This is a genomic window from Ruminococcoides intestinale, from assembly GCF_040095935.1.
Classification (GTDB): Bacteria; Bacillota; Clostridia; order Oscillospirales; family Acutalibacteraceae; genus Ruminococcoides; species Ruminococcoides intestinale.
Genome location: NZ_JBBMFQ010000006.1, coordinates 40,603 through 63,418, shown reverse-complemented (window position 1 = coordinate 63,418; position 22,816 = coordinate 40,603). Strand labels below are relative to the sequence as shown.

Sequence of the window (22,816 nt, the reverse complement as noted above, 5' to 3'; positions counted from 1 at the left end):
TAATATTACAAAAAGCGACAGTTTTACGGCTGTCGCTTTTTATTACACTCCCCTTTTCATAAGCTTGTGAGGAATTATTTTATTTTCTTTGAGTGACGCTTTTACATCTATAATACGCTGATTTGACGAGCCTCTGAACGCAAGGCTTATATCGTGAAGAGCCTCAACAAATTCACCGTCAACAAGCACATCAATCATTGAAAGCATTTCATCCGTACATTCACATCTTGCTCTGCTGTCGGAAAGAAGCTCCTTGTCAAACAAATAGCCCGAATAACACCAAATTGTTTTGTCGGAATATTTTTCTCTGACACGCTTTAAAAACGGCACTAAGGCTCTTTGATTTGAAGGTTCAAAGGGTTCTCCGCCGAGCAATGACAAGCCGTCAATATATGACGGTTCAAGCTCTTTGAGAATTTTATCCTCAACCTCTTTTGTAAAAGGTTCGCCGTAATCAAAACTCCATGTCTGCGGATTAAAACAGTTTTTGCAATGATGCGTACAGCCGGATACAAAGAGCGATACTCTTACTCCCTCACCGTTTGCAATATCGCAGAGTTTAATTTCTCCGTAATTCATCAAAGGTGAAGCACCCTTTCCTCAATTTCCTGAGTTCTGCCCTGATTCCAGAACTGAGTTCCGATATATCCACAGGTTCTTCTTGCAACATTCATCTTATCCTGATCACGGTTGCCGCAGTTAGGACACTCCCACACAAGCTTGCCGTCATCGTGAACGATCTTGATTTCTCCATCATAACCGCAAACCTGACAGTAATCGCTCTTTGTGTTAAGCTCTGCATACATAATGTTATCGTAAATGAACTTGATAACCTGTAAAACAGCGGGAATGTTATCCTGCATATTCGGAACTTCAACATAGCTGATTGCACCGCCCGGTGACAAAGCCTGAAATTCGGATTCAAGCTTCAGCTTGCTGAATGCGTCAATATTCTCGGTAACATGAACATGATAGCTATTAGTGATGTAGTTCTTGTCTGTTACCCCCTTGATAATGCCGAAACGCTTTTGAAGACACTTTGCAAACTTATATGTTGTGCTTTCAAGAGGAGTACCATAAAGGCTGTAGTCAATGTTTTCAGCCTTTTTCCACTTTGCACAATAGTCGTTCAGCTTCTGCATAATTTCAAGACCGAGTTCTTTGCCCTCTTTTTCTGTGAGCTTTTTGCCGATAAGGCTGTAAACGCACTCCCAAAGACCTGCATAACCGAGTGAAAGCGTTGAATAACCGCCATGGAGAAGCTTGTCAATCTTCTCACCCTTTTTAAGTCTTGCCAAAGCACCGTACTGCCACAAAATAGGAGCGGCATCCGAAAGAGTGCCTGTAAGACGCTCGTGACGGCACTGCAATGCTCTGTGGCAAAGTTCCATTCTCTCGTCAAAAATCTTCCAGAATTTATCAAGATCCTTGCCTGCGCTGAGTCCGATATCAATAAGATTTACAGTCACAACGCCCTGATTGAATCTGCCGTAATATTTCGGCTTGCCGTTTTCGTCAACATAAGGAGTAAGGAAGCTTCTGCAACCCATACAGGTAAAGCAATGTCCCTCGCCGTTTTTATCAATTTTGCTCTGGAGCATAACCTTCTCCGAGATATAGTCGGGAACCATTCTCTTTGCGGTACATTTTGCAGCAAGCTCCGTAAGATACCAATACTTGCTGTCCTCTGTTATGTTATCCTCCTCAAGCACATAAATAAGCTTTGGAAACGCAGGTGTAATCCACACACCCTTTTCATTTTTTACGCCCTTGTGACGCTGTTTGAGAGTTTCTTCGATAATCATAGCGAGGTCGTGCTTTTCCTGCTCGTTTTTAGCCTCGTTAAGATACATAAACACGGTTACAAACGGAGCCTGACCGTTTGTTGTGAGCAAAGTAACAACCTGATACTGAATGGTCTGAACACCACGGTTTACTTCTTTGCGAAGTCTTTGCTCAACGATATCGTTGATTTTCTCTTCTGTGGGATGAACACCGAGTTCTTCGATTTCCGCAAGAGTTTCTCTGCGGATTTTCTCACGGGAAACCTGAACAAACGGTGCAAGATGAGCAAGGCTTATGCTCTGACCGCCGTACTGGTTACTTGCAACCTGTGCAATAATCTGAGTTGCAATGTTACACGCCGTTGAAAAGCTGTGCGGTCTTTCAATAAGCGTATCGCTGATAACGGTACCGTTCTGCAACATATCCTCAAGGTTTACAAGGTCGCAGTTGTGCATATGCTGTGCAAAATAGTCCGAATCGTGGAAGTGAATAATACCTTCCTTATCAGCCTCAACAATATCAGCCGGCAAAAGCATTCTTCTTGTAAGGTCACGACTGACCTCACCAGCCATATAGTCACGCTGAACGCTGTTAACGGTAGGGTTCTTGTTTGAATTTTCCTGCTTTACTTCCTCGTTATTGCACTCGATAAGCGAAAGAATCCTGTTATCGGTAGTGTTTGCCTTACGAACAAGCGAGCGGTTGTAGCGGTAACGCACATATCTTCTTGCAAGCTCAAACGCACCCTTTGCCATGAGCTGATCCTCAACCATATCCTGAATTTCTTCAACGGACACTGCTCTCCTGATTTTGTTGCACTTATATTCAACATAGTCGGCAACATCCTCAATCTGTTCGTCTGTAAGGAACTTGTGTTCCCCCGAACCGTTTGCTTTTTTAACGGCATTAATAATTTTTTCAATGTTGAAATCTTCTTCTGAGCCGTTACGCTTAATAATTCTCATAATCCTTCCCCTTTTTATTATTTTGCGGTACTTCCTTGGTAAAAATATCCTATATCTGTTAATCCGAATAAAAAAATAAATTTTTCAATAATGCCGTTTAAAAAATGCGTTATGTAATAAAATTGCAAGGAACCAAACTATCCCTGCAATGTAAGACCAATTATACAATAATTGCAATATAAATACTGTTGCACAGGCAACAATTATGTGATATACTATACTATATCTTGTGGCAAGACAAAAAACGCCACACATTATGGAGTGTTGCAAATGATAGAAGAAATAGGCGGTGCAAGGCTTAAAAAATCAGATTTCATCGGGATAAACGAGTGTTTTAAACCTATTGAAAGAGAGTATAAAAGGGGTGAAATCATAACTACATATTCACCCGAAAATGACACAATTTGCATCATAAAAGAAGGAACTGTTTATCTGACAACAGACAATGCCGAAAATCAGCGGAGAATTATTTCTTTTTATGAAAAGGGCGACATAATCGTCACCTGCATTGTACCCGAATCAGACAACAGAATTTTTTATCTGAGTGCCAAAACAAACTGCAAAGTTGATTTCGTGAAATACTCAAAATTTACAGCCTGTTGTGAAAAGCATTGCAGTAAACACCAGCGGATTATAAGTGCATACATCAAAAAATCTCATAAAAAAAGTCTTGCTCACACAGACATTCTCTGTCAGCAGACGCTGAGGAGCAAGCTTTTGACTTTTTTTGAATACATTAAAACCGAAAAAGGAAAAAACACCTTTTATCTTCCTCTCCCTCTTTCCGACCTTGCAGATTACCTTTCTGTTGACCGAAGTGCAATGATGCGTGAAATAAAAAAGATGAATGAGGAAAATATTATAATCTCCGAAAAGCGAAAAATCACAGTCATTGAAGATTTGTCAGAATGACATATAACATATATATATGTATAAAAAAACATAAAAAACAAAAAATATAAATGCGTGATTTCGCCGTTTTGAGCCTGCAAAAAACTTGCAGGCTTTTTTTGTACACAACGATTAATATTGTAGTATAAAAACACCTTGCAGTCAACACGCTAAAAGAATTATAGTCAAAATAATTAATTTGACTGATTTTGAATGAAGAAAAACAAAAATACCAATTTTAATTGCAAAAACGGTAAAATTATACTGTTTTTAAATAACGCTCGACACTTTTTTTGTTAGCTAATTTTGCTGTCTTTAAATTTTTTTGAATTTTTTTGACCGATTTTGCTTGACTTTTAAAAAACGGGTGTTATAATATAAGTCAAGAGGTGAGGATAATGCTTACACAGGACAGATATCGTGCAATACTTGATTTGCTCGAAGAAAAAAATTCGGTCACGGTGTCGGAATTAACAAAGTTGCTTGACTCATCCGAGTCAACAATAAGAAGAGACCTTTCCGCTCTTGATGAGATGGGAAAGCTCACAAAGGTTTTCGGCGGTGCAACTTCAATCACCAGAAACGAGGGTGTTTTTGAAGATGCGGTAAGCAATCGTGAAACCGTTATGAGCGATGAAAAAGATGCGGTTGCAGAATACTGTGCAAAGCTTATCCATGACTCTGACTTTGTTTATATTGACGCAGGAACAACAACATTAAAGCTTGTTGACCACATTACAAATACAAACGCAACATATGTTACAAACGGCATAACACACGCCAGAATGCTTATCCACAAGGGTATGCAGACATATATAGTAGGCGGAAAAATAAAACCGCTTACCGAGGCTGTTGTGGGTGCCGAAGCGATAAAAAGCATAAACTGCTTTAACTTTACAAAAGCTTTTATGGGAGCAAACGGAATTGACATCGGTTCGGGATTCACAACCCCCGACATTGAAGAAGGTCTTATAAAGGAAACGGCAATCAACAAATCTTATATGGCATTTGTTCTTGCAGACCATTCAAAATTTCGCAGGGTGTATTCCGTAACATTTGCCCCTCTGCAAAAATGTTGTATAATCACCGACAAACTGCCTACGCCGGACTTTTCGCAGGCAACGGTGATAAAGGAGGTAAAAAATGATTTACACCGTAACGCTTAATCCGTCAATTGACTACATTGTCAGACTTGATTCGCTTGTTCCGGGAATAACAAACCGAACAACCGCCGAAGAATATTACTACGGAGGTAAGGGAATCAATGTTTCATGCGTACTTGCAGAGCTTGACCTTGAAAGTACGGCATTCGGATTTGTTGCAGGCTTTACGGGTGACGCCATTGAAAAGGGTATTCGCAACGACAGGATTATCACCGACTTTATTAAGCTTGAAAGTGGAATTTCAAGAATCAACATAAAAATCAAAGCCGGCGTTGAAACAGAAATCAATTGTCAGGGACCTCACATAAGTGAAGGCGAACTTGAAAGGCTGTTTTCAAAAATTGACAGAATATCCGACGGCGACACAATCGTAATTGCAGGAAACATTCCGAATACGATGCCTGATGATGTTTATGAAAGAATCCTTGAAAGAATCAAGGGCAAGGATGTACGAATTGTAGTTGACGCAACAAAAAAACTTTTACTCAACGCACTCAAGTACAAGCCGTTCCTCATCAAGCCGAACAGACAGGAGCTTTCCGAAATGTTCGGAGTTGAAATCAACACCGAGGATGATATTGAAAAGTATGCAAAAGAGTTGCAGAAACTCGGTGCAAAAAATGTTCTGATTTCACTCGGCGGTGACGGAGCAATGCTCATTGACGAATTTGGGAAAAGGCACAAAGCAGGAGTCCTCAAAGAAAAGGTAATTAACACAGTCGGTTCGGGAGACTCAATGGTAGCAGGCTTTGTGGCAGGATATGAAAAAACAAAAAGCTACCCCTATGCGCTGAAATTGGGCAGTGTGTGCGGAAATGCAACGGCATTTCTTGACGGACTTGCCACAAAAGAAAAAATAAATGAATTGCTTGCAAAATTCAATTAAAAAGGAGAGAAAAATATGCGTATCACAGATTTATTAAAAAAATCGGGTATTGCTCTCGGCGTTAAAGTTGCCGACAAGAGCGAAGCAATTGACAAACTTGTTTCATTACATGAAAAGTGCGGAAACCTCAAGGATGTTAAAGCCTACAAAGAGGGAATCCTCAACCGTGAAGAACTCGGCACAACAGCTGTAGGTATGGAGGTTGCAATTCCCCATGCCAAGAGCGAAGCTGTAAAAGCTCCCGCCCTCACGGCTATCACAGTTCCAGACGGTGTAGATTATGACTCGCCCGACGGTAAGCCCTGTAAGCTGCTCTTTATGATTGCCGCAACAACAGACGGTGATGTTCATCTTGAAGTACTTGCAAGACTTATGCAGCTTTTGATGCATGAAGATTTTACCGCAAAGCTTAAAGCCGCAAAAACTCCGGAAGAATTCATCTCGATTATTGACGCAAGAGAAACAGAAAAGTTCCCCGATGAACCAAAGGCAGAAGTTCCTGCAAAGAAGGGTTACAGAGTTCTTGCTATCACAGCCTGTCCAACAGGTATTGCTCATACTTATATGGCGGCTGAATCACTCCAGAAAGCCGGCGACAGCCTTAACATTCCGATTAAGGTTGAAACAAACGGTTCGGGCGGTGCAAAGAATGTGCTTACCGAAGAAGAAATTGCAAATTGTGACGGTATCATCATTGCCGCTGACATCACAATAAATCTTGCCCGTTTTGACGGCAAGCCCGTTTTACAGTGTGCCGTTTCAGACGGTATTCATAAGCCGGAAGAGCTTATCAACAAGATTGTAAACAAAGAAGTTCCCGTATATCATCACAAAGGTGGTTCTGCAGATGCTCCAAGGAAGAGAGGCGGCGCTTACGGTCACCTTATGAACGGTGTATCACATATGCTCCCGTTCGTTGTAGCAGGCGGTATCTTCATTGCAATCGCATTCCTCATTGATATTGCATGCGGTGTTAACGCACAGGAGGTTGGCAGTGCATTCGGTACGGTAACTCCTGCAGCCGCATGGTTTAAGACACTCGGCGGTGTGGCATTTAACCTTATGGTTCCTATCCTTTCCGGCTTTATCGCAATGTCAATTGCAGACCGTCCCGGTCTTCTCGTTGGTCTTGTAGGCGGTTTCCTTGCAACATCAGGCGCAACCTTTATGGATCCTGCCGCTGCAGAAACAGTTCCGTCAGGCTTCCTCGGCGGCTTGCTTGCAGGTTTCGTAGGCGGTTACTTAATGCTCGGTATTGAAAAAATGTGCGATAAGATGCCTAAGGCTCTTGAGGGTATCAAGCCCGTTCTCATCTATCCGCTTCTCGGACTCGGCGGTATTCTCGTTGTAATGTGCGCAGTCAACCCGTTCATGGGTATGATTAACTCAGGTATGTCAAACGGCCTTAACGCTATTGCCTCTAACCCTGCAATGATGGTTCCGCTCTGTGCGCTCCTCGCAGGTATGATGTCTATCGACATGGGCGGTCCTTTCAACAAGGCAGCTTATGCATTCGCAACACTTAACCTTGCAAACGCAGACGATCAGGCATACATCATTATGGCAGCAGTTATGATCGGCGGTATGGTTCCTCCAATCGCAATCGCTCTTTCAAACACATTCTTCAAGAATCGTTGGACAGACGAAGAAAGAAAGAATGCTCCCGTAAACTATGTAATGGGACTTTCATTTATCACAGAAGGTGCAATTCCTTACGCAGCAGGTCATCCGCTTCAGGTTATCCCTTCATGTATCGTTGGTTCTGCAGTAGCAGGCGCACTTTCAGCTCTCTTTGGCTGTAAGCTTATGGCTCCTCACGGCGGTATCTTCGTATTCGCAACAATGCAGGGTACATGGTATTTCTACCTCCTTGCTCTTGCAATCGGTGCAGTAGTTACAATGCTTATGCTTGCACTTCTCAAAAGACCGATTAAAAAATAATTAATTTGCTATTACCCGTTTTTTGAAATGTTTTGTTCCTCGGCACCGGTGTAAAAGCCGGTGCCACCCCTCAAAACTCAAAGAACTTTCACGACATTAGATTCAAAACTTCAAAACACAAATTTATTTTATAAAGGAGATTTTATTATGGTATCAAAAGAGCTCGTACTCACAAATGCACAGGGATTTCATATGCGTCCGGCATCGGTTTTTGCAACAGCTATGGGCAAATACAGCTGTGATGTAACAATCAAATTCAACGGCAATCAGTACAACGCAAAGAGCCTCCTCAACATTATTGCGGCTTGCATCAAGTGCGGCAGTGAAATTGAAGTTGTTTGCGACGGTGCTGACGAAAACGAGGCACTTGCAGAGGCAGTACAGCTCATTGAGAGCGGTCTTGGCGAGTAATGGCTCCGATGATAGACCAGTTACAAGAGGTGAAGATTATGCTACACGGAACAGCCGCATCCGAGGGTATCGGAATCGGTAAGGTAATGCTTATTGAAGAACATTCGCTTGAATACACTCCACGAACAGTAACGGATACTGAGGCAGAGTCACAGCGTTTTAAGGCAGCAGTAGATGCTTTTTGCTACAATACTGAAAAACAGGCAGAAAATCTTCGCAGTTCAGCCGGTGAAAAAGAGGCAGAAATTCTTGCAGGTCACATTCAGATTATCAAAGATCCGTATCTCAGCGGTGAAATTGAAAAGCTGATTGCAGACGGTCAATGTGCGGAATCTGCTCTTGAGCATATGTGCGATATGTTTATTGCAATGTTCTCGGCAGCTGACGATGAGCTTACAAAACAGCGTGCGGCTGATGTCAGAGATATCAAGAGTGGTGTTCTCGGCATTCTTCTCGGAGTAAACGAAATTAAAGTAAGCGATGCGCCAAAAGGCACTGTGCTTGTTGCAAGGGAGCTTACTCCTTCTGTTACGGCAGGTATTGTAAAAGAAAACATAGCAGGCATTATTACTGAAACAGGCGGAACAACTTCCCACTCTGCAATTCTTGCAAGAGCGCTTGAGATTCCCGCCGTACTCAGTGTTGAGGGTGTCGCATCAAGCCTGAAAAACGGCGACACAGTTGTAGTTGACGGCAGTGAGGGTGCTGTAATTGTTAATCCGGATGATAACACAGTTGCAGAATACTCCAAAAAGCGTGACGCTTTTCTTGCAGAACGCAAAGAGCTTGAAAATTACAGGGGACGAGAAACAAAATCCGCAAGCGGAGAAGTTTATGAACTTTTCTGCAACATAGGAAAACCCGAAGACGCTGTCAAGGCAGTTGATGCAGACGGCGAGGGTGTCGGACTTTTCAGAACAGAGTTTCTGTTTATGGACAGAACTTCAATTCCGACAGAGGACGAACAGTTTGAGGCCTACAAAAAGGCGGCTCTTATCTTAAAGGGCAAGTCGCTGATTATCAGAACACTTGATATCGGCGGTGACAAGGACATTCCGTACCTTGGACTTGAAAAAGAAGAAAATCCGTTCATGGGATTCCGTGCAATCAGATATTGCCTTAAAAACCGTGAACTTTTCAAATCACAGATTAAAGCCATTTTGCGTGCAAGCGCATTCGGTGACATCAAGATTATGTTCCCGCTCATCACAACTATGGATGAACTTCGTGAGGGCAAAAAGCTTGTTGCAGAATGCAAAGCCGATTTACGCAATATGGGCATAAATTTCAACGAAAACATTCAGGTTGGTGTTATGGTTGAAACAGCGTCTGCGGCAGTTATCGCAGATATGCTTGCAAAAGAGGCAGACTTCTTCAGCATCGGCACAAACGACCTCACAGGCTACACAATGGCTTGTGACAGAGGCAACAACGATGTGTCTTACCTCTACTCTCCCCTCCAGCCAAGCGTTCTCAGAATGATTAAGCGCACAATTGAGTGCGGTGTTCAGAACGGCATTTCAGTCGGAATGTGCGGTGAGGCTGCCGCAAACAAGCTGATGATTCCGTTGCTTATTTCATTCGGACTCACAGAATTCAGCGTTTCTGCTCCGTCAGTTCTCAATGTGAGAAAAATAATTTCCACATGGACAAAAGAAGAGGCAGACAAAGTTACTGCAAAGGTGCTTGAAATGAGTACACAGCAGGAAATTGTCGAATACCTCAAATCGGTTGTGTAAAACAACCAAGTTAATATGCGTTAATCTCAGTTAAATAATTTGCAAACACGATTAATCCCCGTCAGAAATTCTGACGGGGATTTGTCTTTTGGTATATTAATTAGTTTTTTCTCTGCATACTATCCCTTTTTGAAAAGACGCAGCCGCAGTAGTTTTGGCGGTAGAGGTCATATTCTTTTGAAAGGATGATTGAACGCTTGTAGCCTTCACGCTTTTTGAAGTCGCTGTACAGCCACGGAATGCCGTACTTCTCGCCAAGCTCCGCACCGATTGAATTGAGCAACTGCGCATTTTTCAGCGGACTGATTGTAAGCGTGGTTGTGAAATAATCAAAGTCGTGTTCCTTTGCGTAGCGTGCAGAGGATTCAAGTCGCAGTCTGAAGCATTTTTCACACCGCTTTCCGCCCTCGGGTTCATTTTCAAGGCCTTTGACATACTCAAAGTAATCCTTGGGCAAATATTCGCCCTCGACCACCTTTACAGGATGTTCAAACGGCATAAGCGACACAAGACGCTTTTCTTCGCTCAGGCGGTAATTATACTCATCCGCAATCGAAATATTCGGATTGTAAAAATAGACCGTGATATCAAAATATTTTGAAAGATACTCAAGACAGTATGACGAACACGGGGCGCAACACACATGCAAAAGCAGCTTAGGGACTTTTCCCTCCTCCGTTATTTTTTCAATCACCCTGTCGAGTTCTTTCTGATAGTTTATCTTGTTCATACTATTATATAAATTTGCAAATGTAATCAAAAAGTTCTTCGGCTGTGTCTGCAACAAAGGGCGCACCTGCGTTCATAAGCTCGTTTTTTCCCCTGAATCCCCATGAAACACCTGCCATTTTTACACCCGCATTGTTTGCCGTAAACACATCGACATCGCTGTCACCGACATATAAACATTCTTCGGGAGTTACGCCGCTCATATCAAGGAGTGCAAGCAGAGCATCAGGCTCGGGCTTTGTCTTGTACTGTGGTTTCTGCCCCCATGCCTGAGTAAACTTGTGATTTGTAAATGCTTTTTTTAGCATTTTATCAACAAATTCATCGGGCTTGTTTGAAAGCACACCTGTTTTTACACCCTTTTTTGCAAGCTTTTCAAGCATTTCGGCACAACCGTTATATGCGGCAGTGTGGTCGTTGCAATGAACGGCATAGTGTCTGTCGTAATCAGCCTTGACCTTTTCAAAAAGCTCGTGGTCGGTCCACGCATCTCCCATTGCCCTTCTGATGAGCATTTCTCTGCCGTTTCCGACATATGTTTTATAATTTTCAATCGGCTTTTCTTCAAGACCGTTAAGCTTCAAACCGTAGTTCACACTTATAGCAAGATCGGTAAGCGAATTCATAAGCGTGCCGTCAAGATCAAATACTACCATTTTTACCATAAATATCACCTTAGTTTAATCCTTTTTCCTGTTCAAAGAGTATTGCTCTGCATGGTGCCGCCTCAACTCCACCGAGCTTTATCGGAAACGCACACAAATCATATTCGCCGTCAGCCACTCCCGAAAGATTGAGATTTTCGAGAACGGCAATATCCGCTCTGCCGAGTTCAAGATGTGTTTTAACTTCATCAAACGGAGGTGCGATTGACTCGGCATCCGTACCGACAAGCACCACCCTACTTTGTGCAAGCACAATTGCGGCAGAATGTGAAAGGTATGTTTTGCCGTTCCCACGAAAGAGTATGCGTTTTCGGCAATACGGCAACAGCTTGTCCATATCTTCGCCCGTCAGCACACCCTTGACCGTTATTACGGTGCATTTTCCGTAGAAAGTGTTGAGCCTTAAATCAGTTATCCCTTTACCGTCAGGGCAAAAGTGGAGAGGAGCGTCAATATGCGTGCCTGCATGAACGCACATAGAAATCTGCGAAAGATTGCACTCGTCATCTTCATCAATACTTCTCAGCGGAGTCACAACAGTTTCGGGATCACCCGGATATGTTTCGGTTGTAAGAGTATCTCTCGAAATATCATGAATATACATACATCCTTCGCCTCTTTTCTTTTTGAACATTTTTAATTAACGCAGAGCATCAGCTCCTCAGAGTCTAAGTAAAATATAACTCTGCTTAAATTCAGAACGACCCCACCGTATGAGTAAAGCGGAACATCTACACTATGATTATACCACATATTACTGCACTTTGCACCTTTATCGGCAAAATTTCCTTGTTTTACGGCAAAAAATAACCCCACAGGAGAACCCTGTGGGGTAAATTGCAATTGTGAATTTAATCAACAGCGATTAATTATTCAACAGAAATCGGTGAACCGACATTGCCTGTTTCGTAACCGCCAACGATGTACTTCTGAACGATAGTAGCATCCTTGATTGAGATTCTGCCGTCCTCGTTAGCATCACATGTCTTGAATGCGTTTGCATCATCAGCAGCAATACTCATAAGGTTGATAGCAATCTTCTGAATTGTTGTAGCATCTACAACTGTAATTGAGTAGTCACCGTCAGCATCGCCGAGAAGCGGAACACGGTTACCGTCAATCTTAATATTAGCCTTAGCACCTGAGCGTGACGGATAATCAAACTTAGTAAGATCAAGTGTGATTGTTACATCAACGAGTGAATCTTCCGGATAACCGGCAGAAACTGTGTTAAGGAGCATATTTTCACCATTGAATGTAAGGTCAAAATCTTCGCCTATAGTAGCTGCGCTCTGCTCAGGAAGACCCCAGTTAGCAGCCCAATCGTCGTTAACTGCAAACTTGAACTGGTATGCAGCATCAGCAGATTCAACACCTGTGTATGTAATCTGATAAACCTTGTCAGCAATCTGAGTCATGTGGTTAACTTCAGCGTCAACGCCCCATGCTACACCGTTAAGCCAGCTGTTTTCGCCGTTACCAACAACTGTGATGCTGTTGATTTCAAGGTCTGTAACCATTTTAACGCCGTCACCTGTTACAGCAATCTCGTTTGTAGCAGGATTGAAAGTTACAGTTACATCACAAGCACTTTCTACATCGAAAGTTACATTGTTGTCTGTACCGTCAAGACCGATCCACTTCTGCTCGTCGCCTGTGTTTGCAACGACCTTGAGCTGATAGCTTTTGCCCACCGGAACAGCTGTAAATGTCTTTGTATAAACATCGCCGCTCTTTGTCATTACATTTTCGGGAGCGAGTGCAGGAGAACCCTGCCATTCATAACCTGTGAGTGACTCAACGCCTGCTACAACATACTGTGTTGCGTCAACAGGCTCTGTTGCAGGTTCTGTTGTGGGTTCTGTTGTGGGTTCAACAGTTGTAGGCTCAACAGTTGTTGGTTCAACAGTTGTAGGTTCTTCTGTTGCAGGAGCTGTTGTACCTGAAGGATCAACACCGAGAAGTGTAGCTACTGTTGTAAGCGGAGCACAGTCGGGATAAGCTACGGGATCAGCAAGCTCTGTTGCATACATTTCAGCATAAGCGTTGTAAACATCCATTGGCTCAGCCTCAACCTGTGCACAAATGTCAGCTACAGTTTCGGGAGTGTAGTTTTTAGGATTCTTAACAGCCCAGTTGAAAATAGCCTGTGCAACCATTTCTGCTCTTGAAAAGTAAATTGGGAATCTACCCTCAGTTACATGACCGAGTGATGTGATTGCAGCCTTTGGACCGTAGTTATCACTGTTATTCTTCCATGTTGCAGCAAAGTCACGCTTTGATGAATCTTCGGTATTCTCAACTGTACCGCCTGTGAGGTAAATTGTGTCGCCGAGACAAGGCTTGCCGAGTGTTACATTACAGGTCTGGTGACTCTGTGATTTAGTATCAATTGTTGAGAAAATTACAGCATAGTCAGCGTTGTCTTTAAGACCGCCGTGATTTGTGCCGTCAGCTGACTTCAATTTTGCAGTATCGAAGTAGTAAAGACCTGTAGCAGTATCCTTCTTACATTTCTCTGCCTTACCCTGCCAAGATGTTTCAGGTAAATCATCGCCTGCTACAGCGTAAAGGTGACAGTATACTGTCTTTGTTGTTCCCCACTCTGCAGGGAGATTAGATGCGTCAAAATAGATTTTTGTGTCGGTTTCTTCAGCTGATGCAGAGAATATGGTCAAGCCTGAAAAACAGGATACAGCCATAAGAACTGCAAGCACCAAACTGAGAACCTTGGATGATTTTTTCATCGCTAATTCCTCCTTTTTTTTACTCAATTTTCGAGTAATTACATTATATATCAAAATGTTCAGATTTACAAGTGGTTTTTGGCAAGTTTGTAAATTTTTTCTAATTCTTGTTTTAAACCTATTGTTATGCGCTAACATTTGGTGTTTTTACTTGACAACAGTTGCAAATAATTGTATTATTTTAATGGTTATTTTTATCTATCTATCTGTTAAGAGAGGTTAAGTTATGGAAAACAGCAAAAAAACCATGGATAAAATCGTTGCCCTGTGTAAAAACAGAGGCTTTGTTTACCCAGGCTCCGAAATTTACGGCGGTCTTGCAAACACATGGGATTACGGTCCGCTCGGTGTTGCACTTAAAAACAATATCAAAAACGCATGGCTCAAAAAGTTTGTTCAGCAGAACAAATATAATGTAGGTCTTGACTCTGCAATTCTTATGAACCCGCAGACATGGGTTGCATCGGGTCATCTCGGCGGTTTCTCTGATCCGCTTATGGATTGTAAGGAATGTAAAACCCGTCACCGTGCCGACAACCTTATTGAAGATTTTGACGGCACAAATGTTGCAGGCTGGACAAATGAAGAAATGATGAATTACATCAAGGAAAAAGAGATTCCGTGCCCTAACTGCGGCAAGCACAACTTTACCGACATTCGTCAGTTCAACCTTATGTTCAAAACATTCCAGGGCGTTACAGAGGACAGCAAGAATGAAATTTATCTTCGTCCCGAAACTGCTCAGGGCATTTTCGTGAACTTCTCTAACATTCAGAGAACAAGCCGTAAGAAAGTTCCTTTCGGTGTTGCACAAATCGGTAAATCTTTCAGAAACGAAATCACACCCGGTAACTTTATTTTCCGTGTTCGTGAGTTTGAGCAGATGGAGCTTGAATTCTTCTGCAAGCCGGGCACTGACCTTGAATGGTTTGAATACTGGAGAGGTTTCTGCCGTGACTGGCTCTATTCTCTCAATATTAAGGAAGAAAATCTCCGTCTTCGTGACCATGCAAAAGAGGAGCTTTGTTTCTATTCAAAAGCCACAACAGACTTTGAATATCTCTTCCCGTTCGGTTGGGGCGAGCTTTGGGGCGTTGCCGACAGAACAGACTATGACCTTACACAGCACAGCAAAACAAGCGGTAAGACACTTGAGTATTTTGATCCGACAACAAACGAGAAGTACATTCCGTATGTTATTGAGCCGTCACTCGGTGTTGAGCGTCTTTTCCTTGCTCTTGTTGTTGAGGCTTACGATGAAGAAGTTATTGACGAAAAGGATACACGAGTTGTGTTAAGACTTCATCCGACACTTGCTCCTTACAAAGCTTGCGTTCTTCCGCTTTCAAAGAAGCTCAACGAGCAGGCCGGCAAGGTTTATGAACAGCTTTCAGCCGACTTTATGACTGATTATGACGATGCCGGTTCAATCGGCAAGCGTTACAGAAGACAGGACGAAATCGGTACTCCGTTCTGTATCACATATGACTTTGAGTCTGTTGACGACGGTTGTGTAACGGTTCGTGACCGTGACACAATGCAGCAGGAAAGAGTTGCAATTGACAAGCTCAACGATTATATCGCTGAAAAGATTAAGTTCTGATTTTAATATGATATCAAAAGGACATTCCAAATGGAATGTCCTTTTTTTATTGCGTATTGCATTCATCGGATGCCGAAAAATTTTCTATCAAGATTGAGTTTATAAATGGCACAAATTAGTAGCGGCGAACAAGGTTCGCCACTACTGTATGACAATTATTTTGTGGCATTTATATAATCTGTCTTATCACAAATATTGTGCCGTTACTTAGCGGGCACCCAATGAGCGCCCCTACTGATAATAACCGATAACAAAAACAGCGGATAACCTCAAAATTCGGGTTATCCGCTGTGTGTTTTATTCAATATAATAATCTGAATTCAATCAAATTACTTTGAGAGGTTTGTGAGAACCTTTTTGATTCTCTCAACAGCCTCAATCGTGTTTTCTCTGTCACCGAATGATGTAAGACGGAAGTAGCCGGCACCGTTTTCGCCAAAGCCCTCACCCGGAGTACCTACAACATTTGCCTCGTTGAGGAGGAGGTCAAAGAATTCCCAACTGCCCATATTGTTCGGACACTTGAGCCAGATGTAAGGTGAGTTCTTACCGCCTGTGTAGTAGATGCCGAGTTCATCAAGAGCAGATGCGATAATTCTTGCATTTTCCTGATAGTAAGAAATGTTCTCCTTGATCTGCTTCTGACCTTCTTCGCTGAATACAGCGGCAGCAGCACACTGAACAGGCCATGAAACACCGTTGAACTTTGTTGCCTGACGGCGGTACCATGTTGCATAGATATTGTGACCGTCACGCTCAAGCTCCTTAGGAATTACCGTGTAACCGCATCTTGTGCCTGTGAAGCCTGCTGTCTTTGAAAGTGAGCACATTTCAATTGCGCACTTTCTTGCACCTTCGATTGCAAAAATTGAACGAGGAAGATCCTCTGTGATGAATGCCTCATAAGCTGAATCGTAGAGGATTATTGCATCGTTTTTGAGAGCATAGTCAACCCATGCTTTGAGCTGTTCGGCATTGTATGCAGAACCTGTCGGGTTGTTAGGTGAGCAAAGGTAGATGATATCTGCCTTTACATTTTCATCAGGGAGAGCGGCAAAGCCGTTTGCCTCATTTGATGTAGCATAAACAATTTCTCTGCCTGCCATAATGTTTGAGTCAACATATACGGGGTAAACAGGATCGGTTACGAGAACAACATTATCCTTTGAGAAAATGTCACCTATGTTACCGCAGTCCGACTTTGCACCGTCTGATACAAAGATTTCGTCAGCGGCTACTGCAACACCAAAGCTCTTGTAGTAATCTGAAATAGCCTGTCTGAGGAACTCGTAGCCCTCATAATCGGGATAGCCCTTGAAGGTTTCCTTGTGAGCAAGATCCTCTGCGCCCTTTTTCATTGCCTCAACAACAACAGGAGCAAGCGGAAGGGTTACATCACCGATACCAAGCTTGATAACCTTTTTATCGGGATGAGCCGCAATATATGCATTTGTCTTTTTTGCAACATCTGCAAAAAGATAGTTAGGAACGAGATTGTCAAAATTTCTGTTAATCTTCATTAAAATCAGTCCTTTAAATCTGAAAGTTAAGTGGAAAAATCAATTACTTTTCAAGTGATGCTTTAATAAATTCTCTGAAAAGCGGATGAGCACGGTTCGGGCGTGACTTGAATTCGGGATGATACTGAACAGCAACGAAGAAACGGTTGTCGGGAACTTCAACAGCCTCAACAAGAAGTCCATTAGGTGAAGTACCTGTAATCTTCATGCCTGCATTTTCAATTTCCTCTCTGAAATCGTTATTGAACTCATAACGATGACGGTGACGCTCTGAAATTTCATGCTGACCGTAAGCCTTAGCCATAAGCGAATCGGGCTTGATAACACACGGATATGCACCAAGACGCATTGTGCCGCCCATATCCTCAATGCCTTCCTGTTCAGGCATAAGGTCAATAACATTATGCTTGCCCTCTGGTGTAAACTCACCGCTGTTGGCATCAGCATAGCCGAGAACATCTCTTGCGTATTCGATTACTGCAGTCTGCATACCGAGGCAGATTCCGAGATACGGAATATCATGCTCACGGGCATATTTTGCAGCCATAATCTTACCTTCGATACCTCTGTTACCGAAGCCGCCCGGAACGAGGATACCGTCAACATCACCGAGAAGCTCGTCAACCTTGTACTTTGTAAGAAGTTCGCAGTCAACCCACTTGATTTCAACATCGGCGGAATTTTCATAGCCACCGTGACGAAGTGCCTCTGCAACAGAAAGATATGCGTCATGGAGAGCAACATACTTACCGCAAAGAGCAATCGTGCATTTCTTTGTACGGTTGTTGATACGGTTAAGCATTTCTTCCCACTCGGAAAGGTCGGGCTTTTTGTCTGTTACAATATTGAGCTCACGACATACAACATTTGAGAAATTGCTCTTTTCAAGCATAAGAGGTGCCTGATAAAGCGTTGGGAGAGTAATATTTTCGATTACACAATCCGGCTTTACATTGCAGAAAAGTGCAATCTTGTTGAAAATGCTCTCCTCAAGAGGTTCGTCACAACGAAGAACGATGATATCGGGATTGATACCGAGTGAACGAAGCTCTTTTACAGAATGCTGTGTCGGCTTTGATTTGTGTTCCTCGCTGCCCTTGATATAGGGAACGAGAGTTACATGAATAAAGATGCTGTTCTCTCTGCCGACTTCAAGAGATACCTGACGGATAGCCTCAAGGAACGGCTGGCTTTCGATATCGCCCACCGTACCGCCGATTTCCGTAATTACAACATCGGCATTGGTCTTTTCACCTACATTGTAGATAAAAGACTTAATTTCATTTGTGATGTGAGGAATTACCTGAACTGTCTTGCCGAGGTAGTCGCCGTGACGCTCCTTTTCAAGAACATTTGAGTAAACCTTACCTGTTGTGAGGTTTGAATACTTGTTAAGGTCCTCATCAATAAAACGCTCATAATGGCCGAGGTCGAGGTCGGTTTCTGCACCGTCCTCCGTTACATATACCTCGCCGTGCTGATACGGGCTCATTGTACCCGGATCGACATTGATATACGGGTCAAGCTTTTGAGCAACAATCTTGAGCCCTCTTGCCTTTAAAAGTCTGCCGAGAGATGCGGCTGTGATACCCTTGCCAAGACCGGATACGACACCGCCTGTTACAAATATATATTTTTTATTTTTCTTATGTTCGGTTATCTCCACGATTACACCTCAACTTCGCCTTCAAATACTTTTTCCGCATTACCTGTCATATATACCGTTTCATCAGTATAGTTGATAATAAGATCGCCGCCCTTGAGCTTAATCTTGATGTCTTCGCCCTTTTTGCAGAAACCGTTTTCACAAGCGGCAACCGCAACAGCACAAGCGCCTGTACCGCAAGCCCATGTTTCGCCTGAGCCACGCTCCCACACTCTCATCTTGATTGTATGGTCATCGAGAACTGTTACAAATTCTGTATTCACTCTTTCAGGGAAGAGCTTATCGTTTTCAAACTCCGGTCCTACGGTTTCAATGTCAAGATTATCAATATCGTCCATAAATACCACGCAGTGTGGGTTACCCATTGATACGCAGGTAATGTTATAGTTCTTGCCTGCAATTTCAACAGGTCTGTCAACAACCTTGTCACCGTCGAGAACAACAGGAATTTCCTTCGGAGCAAGAATTGCCTTGCCCATATCAACTCTGAGGCGGTTAACCTTTCCGCCTGAAGTATAAGCCTTGAGTTTCTTGATACCGCTGAGTGTTTCAATTGTAATTTCGTCTTTTTCGTTGATATCAACCATACCGTGGTCATAGAGGAACTTACCTACGCAACGGATACCGTTACCGCACATCTTACCCTCTGAACCGTCAAGGTTGTACATTTTCATCTTTGCATCTGCAACCTTTGAAGGGCAAACAAGAATAATACCGTCACCGCCGATACCGAAATGTCTGTCAGAAAGTCTTACGGCAAGCGCCTCGGGGTTGCTGATTTCCTGATCAAAAGTGCTGCAATAGATATAGTCGTTGCCTATACCCTGCATCTTAGTGAATTTTAACATAAGCTTTTCCTCTCTCATGTGGTTAATGTCGATAAGCTCCGTGCTGTGCTGTGAATAGTGGCTCTTGAGGCAATCTGCAAGTGCATTTGCCGTATCAAGAGATGTAAGACACGGAATATTTCTTTCAACAGTCTTACGACGGATTTTAACAGAATCTCTTGAAGGAATTCTGCCCTTTGCAGATGTTGAAATAACATACTGAATCTTGCCCGATTCAATGAGTGTAAGAGTATTGTTTGTCTTGGACTCGTGAATTTTCTTTACGCTTACGGCGTCAATACCGTACTTCTTGAGTACATCCGCTGTACCCTCTGTTGCGTAGATTCTGAATCCGAGGTCGTAGTATTTCTTTGCGATTTCACCGATTTCAGCCTTATCCGAATTACGGACTGTGATGAACACACCGCCCTTTTTCTTCATCTTGTAGCCTGCACCGATGAGTCCCTTATAGAGAGCCTCCTCAAGTGTGCCTGCAACACCGAGAACTTCACCTGTTGACTTCATCTCGGGACCGAGGTGGTTATCAACATTGATAAGCTTTTCAAAGCTGAATACGGGAACCTTAACCGCAATGTAAGGACTCTTTCTGTAAAGACCTGTGCCGTAGCCCATATCTTTGAGCTTTTCACCGAGCATTGCTCTTGTTGCAAGGTCAACCATAGGAACGCCTGTTACCTTACTGATGTAAGGGATTGTTCTTGAAGAACGGGGATTTACCTCGATAACATAGAGTTCGTCTTTATAGATAAGGTACTGAATGTTTACAAGTCCCTTTGTACGGAGTTCGATTGCAAGGTTCTTTGAGCTTTCAATAATAATCTGAGTCATTCTGTCTGAGAGATTCCATGCCGGATAAACCGCAATTGAGTCGCCCGAATGAACACCGGCACGCTCGATATGCTCCATAATACCCGGAATAAGAATATCTTCACCGTCACAAATGGCGTCAACTTCAAGCTCTGTACCCTGAAGGTACTTATCAATAAGAATCGGATTTTCAATATTCTGTGCAAGAATGATTGCCATATACTCTTTGACATCATCTTCGTTGAATGCAATAATCATATTCTGACCACCGAGAACATATGACGGACGGAGAAGAACAGGATAACCGATTTTGTCTGCAACATCGAGAGCCTCGTCTGTTGTCATAACCGTTACGCCACGGGGACGCTTGATGTGATACTTTTCAAGAAGCTCGTCAAAACGCTCTCTGTCCTCTGCCATATCAATGGCATCGTATGATGTGCCGAGAATATTTACACCGTTGTCGCTGAGGAACTTTGTAAGCTTAATTGCTGTCTGTCCGCCGAATGCAACAACTACACCGAACGGATTTTCTGTCTTTATTATGCCCATAACATCTTCGGTTGTGAGCGGTTCAAAATAAAGTCTGTCGGCTGTGTCAAAGTCTGTTGATACTGTTTCAGGGTTGTTGTTTACGATAACAACATCGTAGCCTGCCTTTTTGAGCGCCCATACGCAGTGAACAGACGCATAGTCAAATTCGATACCCTGACCGATTCTGATAGGACCCGAACCGAATACGATAACTGTTTTCTTGTCGCTCTTCTGCTCTCTGATGAATTCCTCAGCTTCATTTTCCTTATCAAATGTTGAATAGAAGTAAGGAGTTTCAGCCTCAAATTCTGCGGCGCAGGTATCAACCATTTTATAAACAGGAACAAGCGGATTTTCAACCTTCCTGCCTGTGATTTTTTCAATTGTTCTGTCAAGGAATCCCTTGTTCTTGGCACGAACATAGAGATCCTCCGTAAGCTCGCCGTTCTTGAGTTCGTTTTCAACGGCAATAAGATTTTTGAGCTTTTCAAGGAACCACTCGTCAATGAGAGTGATGTTGTGAATCTGTTCTACTGTAATGCCTCTCTTGAGAGCCTCATATACGCAGAAAATTCTTCTGTCATCGCAAACGCTGAGTCTGTCATAAACCGATGCGTTTGAAAGCTCTGCAAATTCCTTGTCGTTGAGAGTATCGTGAGAAATCTCGGCACCTCTTACGGCTTTCATAATAGCCTGTTCAAATGTCGGAGCAATAGCCATAACCTCGCCTGTTGCCTTCATCTGAGTACCGAGTGTTCTCTTTGCATATACAAATTTATCGAAAGGCCATTTCGGGAATTTTACAACAACATAGTCAAGCGCCGGCTCAAAGCAAGCGTATGTTGTACCTGTAACGGCATTCTTGATTTCATTAAGTGTGTAACCGATAGCAATTTTAGCGGCAACCTTTGCAATAGGATAACCTGTTGCCTTTGACGCAAGTGCCGATGAACGGGATACACGGGGATTAACCTCGATAACCGCATATTCAAATGTTTCGGGGTTGAGTGCGAACTGGCAGTTACAACCGCCCTCTACTTTAAGCGCAGAGATAATGTTGAGAGCCGCACTTCTGAGCATCTGATATTCCTTGTCGGCAAGTGTTACCGTAGGAGCGATAACGATTGAGTCGCCTGTGTGAACGCCTACAGGATCGAAGTTTTCCATTGAGCAGACAGTAATAACATTTCCGTCGCTGTCACGCATAACCTCAAACTCGATTTCTTTCCAACCTGAGATACATTTTTCAACAAGCACCTGTGTGATAGGAGAAAGTTCAAGACCGTTTGATGTGATTTCACGAAGCTCTTCCTCGTTATCGACAATACCGCCGCCTGTACCGCCGAGTGTGAATGCAGGACGGATAATTACAGGATAACCGATTTCATCGGCAAACTTAACAGCTGATTCAACATCTGTAACAACAAGTGACGGAATAACAGGCTGACCTATTTCAATCATTGTGTCTTTGAAAAGCTGTCTGTCCTCTGCCTTGTCGATTGTTTCGGGGTTTGCACCGAGAAGCTGAACATTGTATTTATCAAGGAAGCCCTCTTTTGCAAGCTGCATTGAAAGGGTAAGACCCGTCTGACCGCCGAGGGTTGAAAGAAGGCTGTCAGGGCGTTCCTTTTTGATGATTCTCTTAACTGTTTCAAGCGTCAACGGCTCAATGTAGATTTTATCAGCCATTGCGTTATCAGTCATAATTGTAGCAGGGTTTGAGTTTACGAGAATAACCTCAAGTCCTTCTTCTTTAAGCGCACGGCAAGCCTGTGTGCCTGCATAGTCAAATTCGGCAGCCTGACCGATTACGATAGGGCCCGAACCGATTACCATAACTCGTTTGATATTCTTTTTGAGTGGCATATAATCATTCCTCGTTCAAGTAATTATTGTATCTGTTCTTATGCTGAATA

Annotated in this window: 16 protein-coding genes; 7 read left to right on the top strand and 9 right to left on the bottom strand. The window is 43.0% G+C overall.

The genetic code is table 11. The annotated features are described in order from the left end of the window. Positions 1–42: 42 nt before the first annotated feature. Positions 43–579: an anaerobic ribonucleoside-triphosphate reductase activating protein gene (gene nrdG / locus WMO31_RS09495; RefSeq protein WP_046431920.1), complete on the bottom strand. Its 537-nt coding sequence runs from the start codon at positions 577–579 to the stop codon at positions 43–45. Beyond that, positions 579–2,750 (bottom strand): anaerobic ribonucleoside-triphosphate reductase, encoded by a 2,172-nt coding sequence (gene nrdD / locus WMO31_RS09490; protein WP_101028935.1) that lies wholly within the window; start codon positions 2,748–2,750, stop codon positions 579–581. The genes nrdG and nrdD overlap by 1 nt, the downstream gene beginning before the upstream one ends. A 270-nt stretch (positions 2,751–3,020) precedes the next feature. Here nrdD and WMO31_RS09485 point away from each other — a divergent pair, with 270 nt between their 5' ends. The 6 genes from WMO31_RS09485 (at position 3,021) to ptsP (ending at position 9,781) form a co-directional block, all read left to right on the top strand. Further along, positions 3,021–3,662 (top strand): Crp/Fnr family transcriptional regulator, encoded by a 642-nt coding sequence (locus WMO31_RS09485; RefSeq protein WP_293639500.1) that lies wholly within the window; start codon positions 3,021–3,023, stop codon positions 3,660–3,662. Between the two features lie 377 nt (positions 3,663–4,039). Then, positions 4,040–4,807, top strand: coding sequence for a DeoR/GlpR family DNA-binding transcription regulator (locus WMO31_RS09480; RefSeq protein ID WP_015522642.1), 768 nt, complete (start codon positions 4,040–4,042; stop codon positions 4,805–4,807). Next, on the top strand, positions 4,785–5,690 hold the full coding sequence (gene pfkB / locus WMO31_RS09475; protein WP_015522641.1) for a 1-phosphofructokinase: 906 nt from the start codon (positions 4,785–4,787) through the stop codon (positions 5,688–5,690). The genes WMO31_RS09480 and pfkB overlap by 23 nt, the downstream gene beginning before the upstream one ends. 15 nt (positions 5,691–5,705) lie before the next feature. Beyond that, a complete protein-coding gene (locus tag WMO31_RS09470; RefSeq protein WP_117979572.1) occupies positions 5,706–7,631 on the top strand; it encodes a PTS fructose transporter subunit IIABC in 1,926 nt (641 codons plus the stop codon). Between the two features lie 147 nt (positions 7,632–7,778). Continuing rightward, complete coding sequence (locus tag WMO31_RS09465; RefSeq protein WP_015522639.1) at positions 7,779–8,042, top strand: HPr family phosphocarrier protein; 264 nt, start codon at positions 7,779–7,781, stop codon at positions 8,040–8,042. A gap of 38 nt (positions 8,043–8,080) precedes the next feature. Next, entirely contained in the window at positions 8,081–9,781 is a 1,701-nt protein-coding gene (gene ptsP / locus WMO31_RS09460; protein WP_021883523.1) for a phosphoenolpyruvate--protein phosphotransferase, read from the top strand. A gap of 100 nt (positions 9,782–9,881) precedes the next feature. Here the strand turns inward: ptsP and WMO31_RS09455 are convergent, their stop codons facing one another. The 4 genes from WMO31_RS09455 to WMO31_RS09440 all read right to left on the bottom strand — a co-directional run bounded on the left by WMO31_RS09455 (position 9,882) and on the right by WMO31_RS09440 (position 13,922). Next, complete coding sequence (locus WMO31_RS09455) at positions 9,882–10,511, bottom strand: epoxyqueuosine reductase QueH (protein ID WP_367999624.1); 630 nt, start codon at positions 10,509–10,511, stop codon at positions 9,882–9,884. A gap of 4 nt (positions 10,512–10,515) precedes the next feature. After that, positions 10,516–11,175: an HAD family hydrolase gene (locus WMO31_RS09450; RefSeq protein ID WP_303807061.1), complete on the bottom strand. Its 660-nt coding sequence runs from the start codon at positions 11,173–11,175 to the stop codon at positions 10,516–10,518. Between the two features lie 10 nt (positions 11,176–11,185). Beyond that, positions 11,186–11,779 (bottom strand): cyclase family protein, encoded by a 594-nt coding sequence (locus WMO31_RS09445; protein ID WP_021883520.1) that lies wholly within the window; start codon positions 11,777–11,779, stop codon positions 11,186–11,188. A gap of 265 nt (positions 11,780–12,044) precedes the next feature. Continuing rightward, entirely contained in the window at positions 12,045–13,922 is a 1,878-nt protein-coding gene (locus WMO31_RS09440) for a dockerin type I domain-containing protein (protein WP_367999596.1), read from the bottom strand. Positions 13,923–14,148: 226 nt separating this feature from the next. Between WMO31_RS09440 and WMO31_RS09435 the strand changes: the two genes are divergently transcribed. Then, positions 14,149–15,525 (top strand): glycine--tRNA ligase, encoded by a 1,377-nt coding sequence (locus WMO31_RS09435; RefSeq protein WP_021883518.1) that lies wholly within the window; start codon positions 14,149–14,151, stop codon positions 15,523–15,525. A gap of 329 nt (positions 15,526–15,854) precedes the next feature. On the opposite strand, the gene WMO31_RS09430 is transcribed toward WMO31_RS09435, so the two are convergent. Genes WMO31_RS09430 through carB form a run of 3 tightly spaced genes read right to left on the bottom strand, consistent with a single transcriptional unit; the run spans position 15,855 to position 22,766 of the window. Then, positions 15,855–17,045 carry an LL-diaminopimelate aminotransferase gene (locus WMO31_RS09430; RefSeq protein ID WP_298178981.1) on the bottom strand — a complete coding sequence of 397 codons (1,191 nt, stop codon included), beginning with the start codon at positions 17,043–17,045 and terminating at the stop codon, positions 15,855–15,857. Positions 17,046–17,088: 43 nt separating this feature from the next. Further along, positions 17,089–18,711, bottom strand: a complete 1,623-nt coding sequence (gene pyrG / locus WMO31_RS09425; RefSeq protein ID WP_242956421.1) for a CTP synthase — start codon at positions 18,709–18,711, stop codon at positions 17,089–17,091. A 2-nt stretch (positions 18,712–18,713) separates the two neighbouring features. Further along, positions 18,714–22,766, bottom strand: a complete 4,053-nt coding sequence (gene carB, locus WMO31_RS09420; RefSeq protein WP_367999595.1) for a carbamoyl-phosphate synthase large subunit — start codon at positions 22,764–22,766, stop codon at positions 18,714–18,716. Positions 22,767–22,816 lie beyond the last annotated feature (50 nt).

What these genes read in the sequence shown, in the direction of transcription:
- nrdG (WP_046431920.1), bottom strand. Translation starts at nt 579, where the DNA reads ATGAATTACGGAGAAATTAAACTCTGCGATATTGCAAACGGTGAGGGA.
- WMO31_RS09450 (WP_303807061.1), bottom strand. Translation starts at nt 11,175, where the DNA reads ATGGTAAAAATGGTAGTATTTGATCTTGACGGCACGCTTATGAATTCG.
- WMO31_RS09465 (WP_015522639.1), top strand. Translation starts at nt 7,779, where the DNA reads ATGGTATCAAAAGAGCTCGTACTCACAAATGCACAGGGATTTCATATG.
- WMO31_RS09430 (WP_298178981.1), bottom strand. Translation starts at nt 17,045, where the DNA reads ATGAAGATTAACAGAAATTTTGACAATCTCGTTCCTAACTATCTTTTT.
- WMO31_RS09445 (WP_021883520.1), bottom strand. Translation starts at nt 11,779, where the DNA reads ATGTATATTCATGATATTTCGAGAGATACTCTTACAACCGAAACATAT.
- carB (WP_367999595.1), bottom strand. Translation starts at nt 22,766, where the DNA reads ATGCCACTCAAAAAGAATATCAAACGAGTTATGGTAATCGGTTCGGGC.
- WMO31_RS09435 (WP_021883518.1), top strand. Translation starts at nt 14,149, where the DNA reads ATGGAAAACAGCAAAAAAACCATGGATAAAATCGTTGCCCTGTGTAAA.
- WMO31_RS09470 (WP_117979572.1), top strand. Translation starts at nt 5,706, where the DNA reads ATGCGTATCACAGATTTATTAAAAAAATCGGGTATTGCTCTCGGCGTT.
- WMO31_RS09480 (WP_015522642.1), top strand. Translation starts at nt 4,040, where the DNA reads ATGCTTACACAGGACAGATATCGTGCAATACTTGATTTGCTCGAAGAA.
- pfkB (WP_015522641.1), top strand. Translation starts at nt 4,785, where the DNA reads ATGATTTACACCGTAACGCTTAATCCGTCAATTGACTACATTGTCAGA.
- ptsP (WP_021883523.1), top strand. Translation starts at nt 8,081, where the DNA reads ATGCTACACGGAACAGCCGCATCCGAGGGTATCGGAATCGGTAAGGTA.
- nrdD (WP_101028935.1), bottom strand. Translation starts at nt 2,750, where the DNA reads ATGAGAATTATTAAGCGTAACGGCTCAGAAGAAGATTTCAACATTGAA.
- WMO31_RS09485 (WP_293639500.1), top strand. Translation starts at nt 3,021, where the DNA reads ATGATAGAAGAAATAGGCGGTGCAAGGCTTAAAAAATCAGATTTCATC.
- WMO31_RS09440 (WP_367999596.1), bottom strand. Translation starts at nt 13,922, where the DNA reads ATGAAAAAATCATCCAAGGTTCTCAGTTTGGTGCTTGCAGTTCTTATG.
- WMO31_RS09455 (WP_367999624.1), bottom strand. Translation starts at nt 10,511, where the DNA reads ATGAACAAGATAAACTATCAGAAAGAACTCGACAGGGTGATTGAAAAA.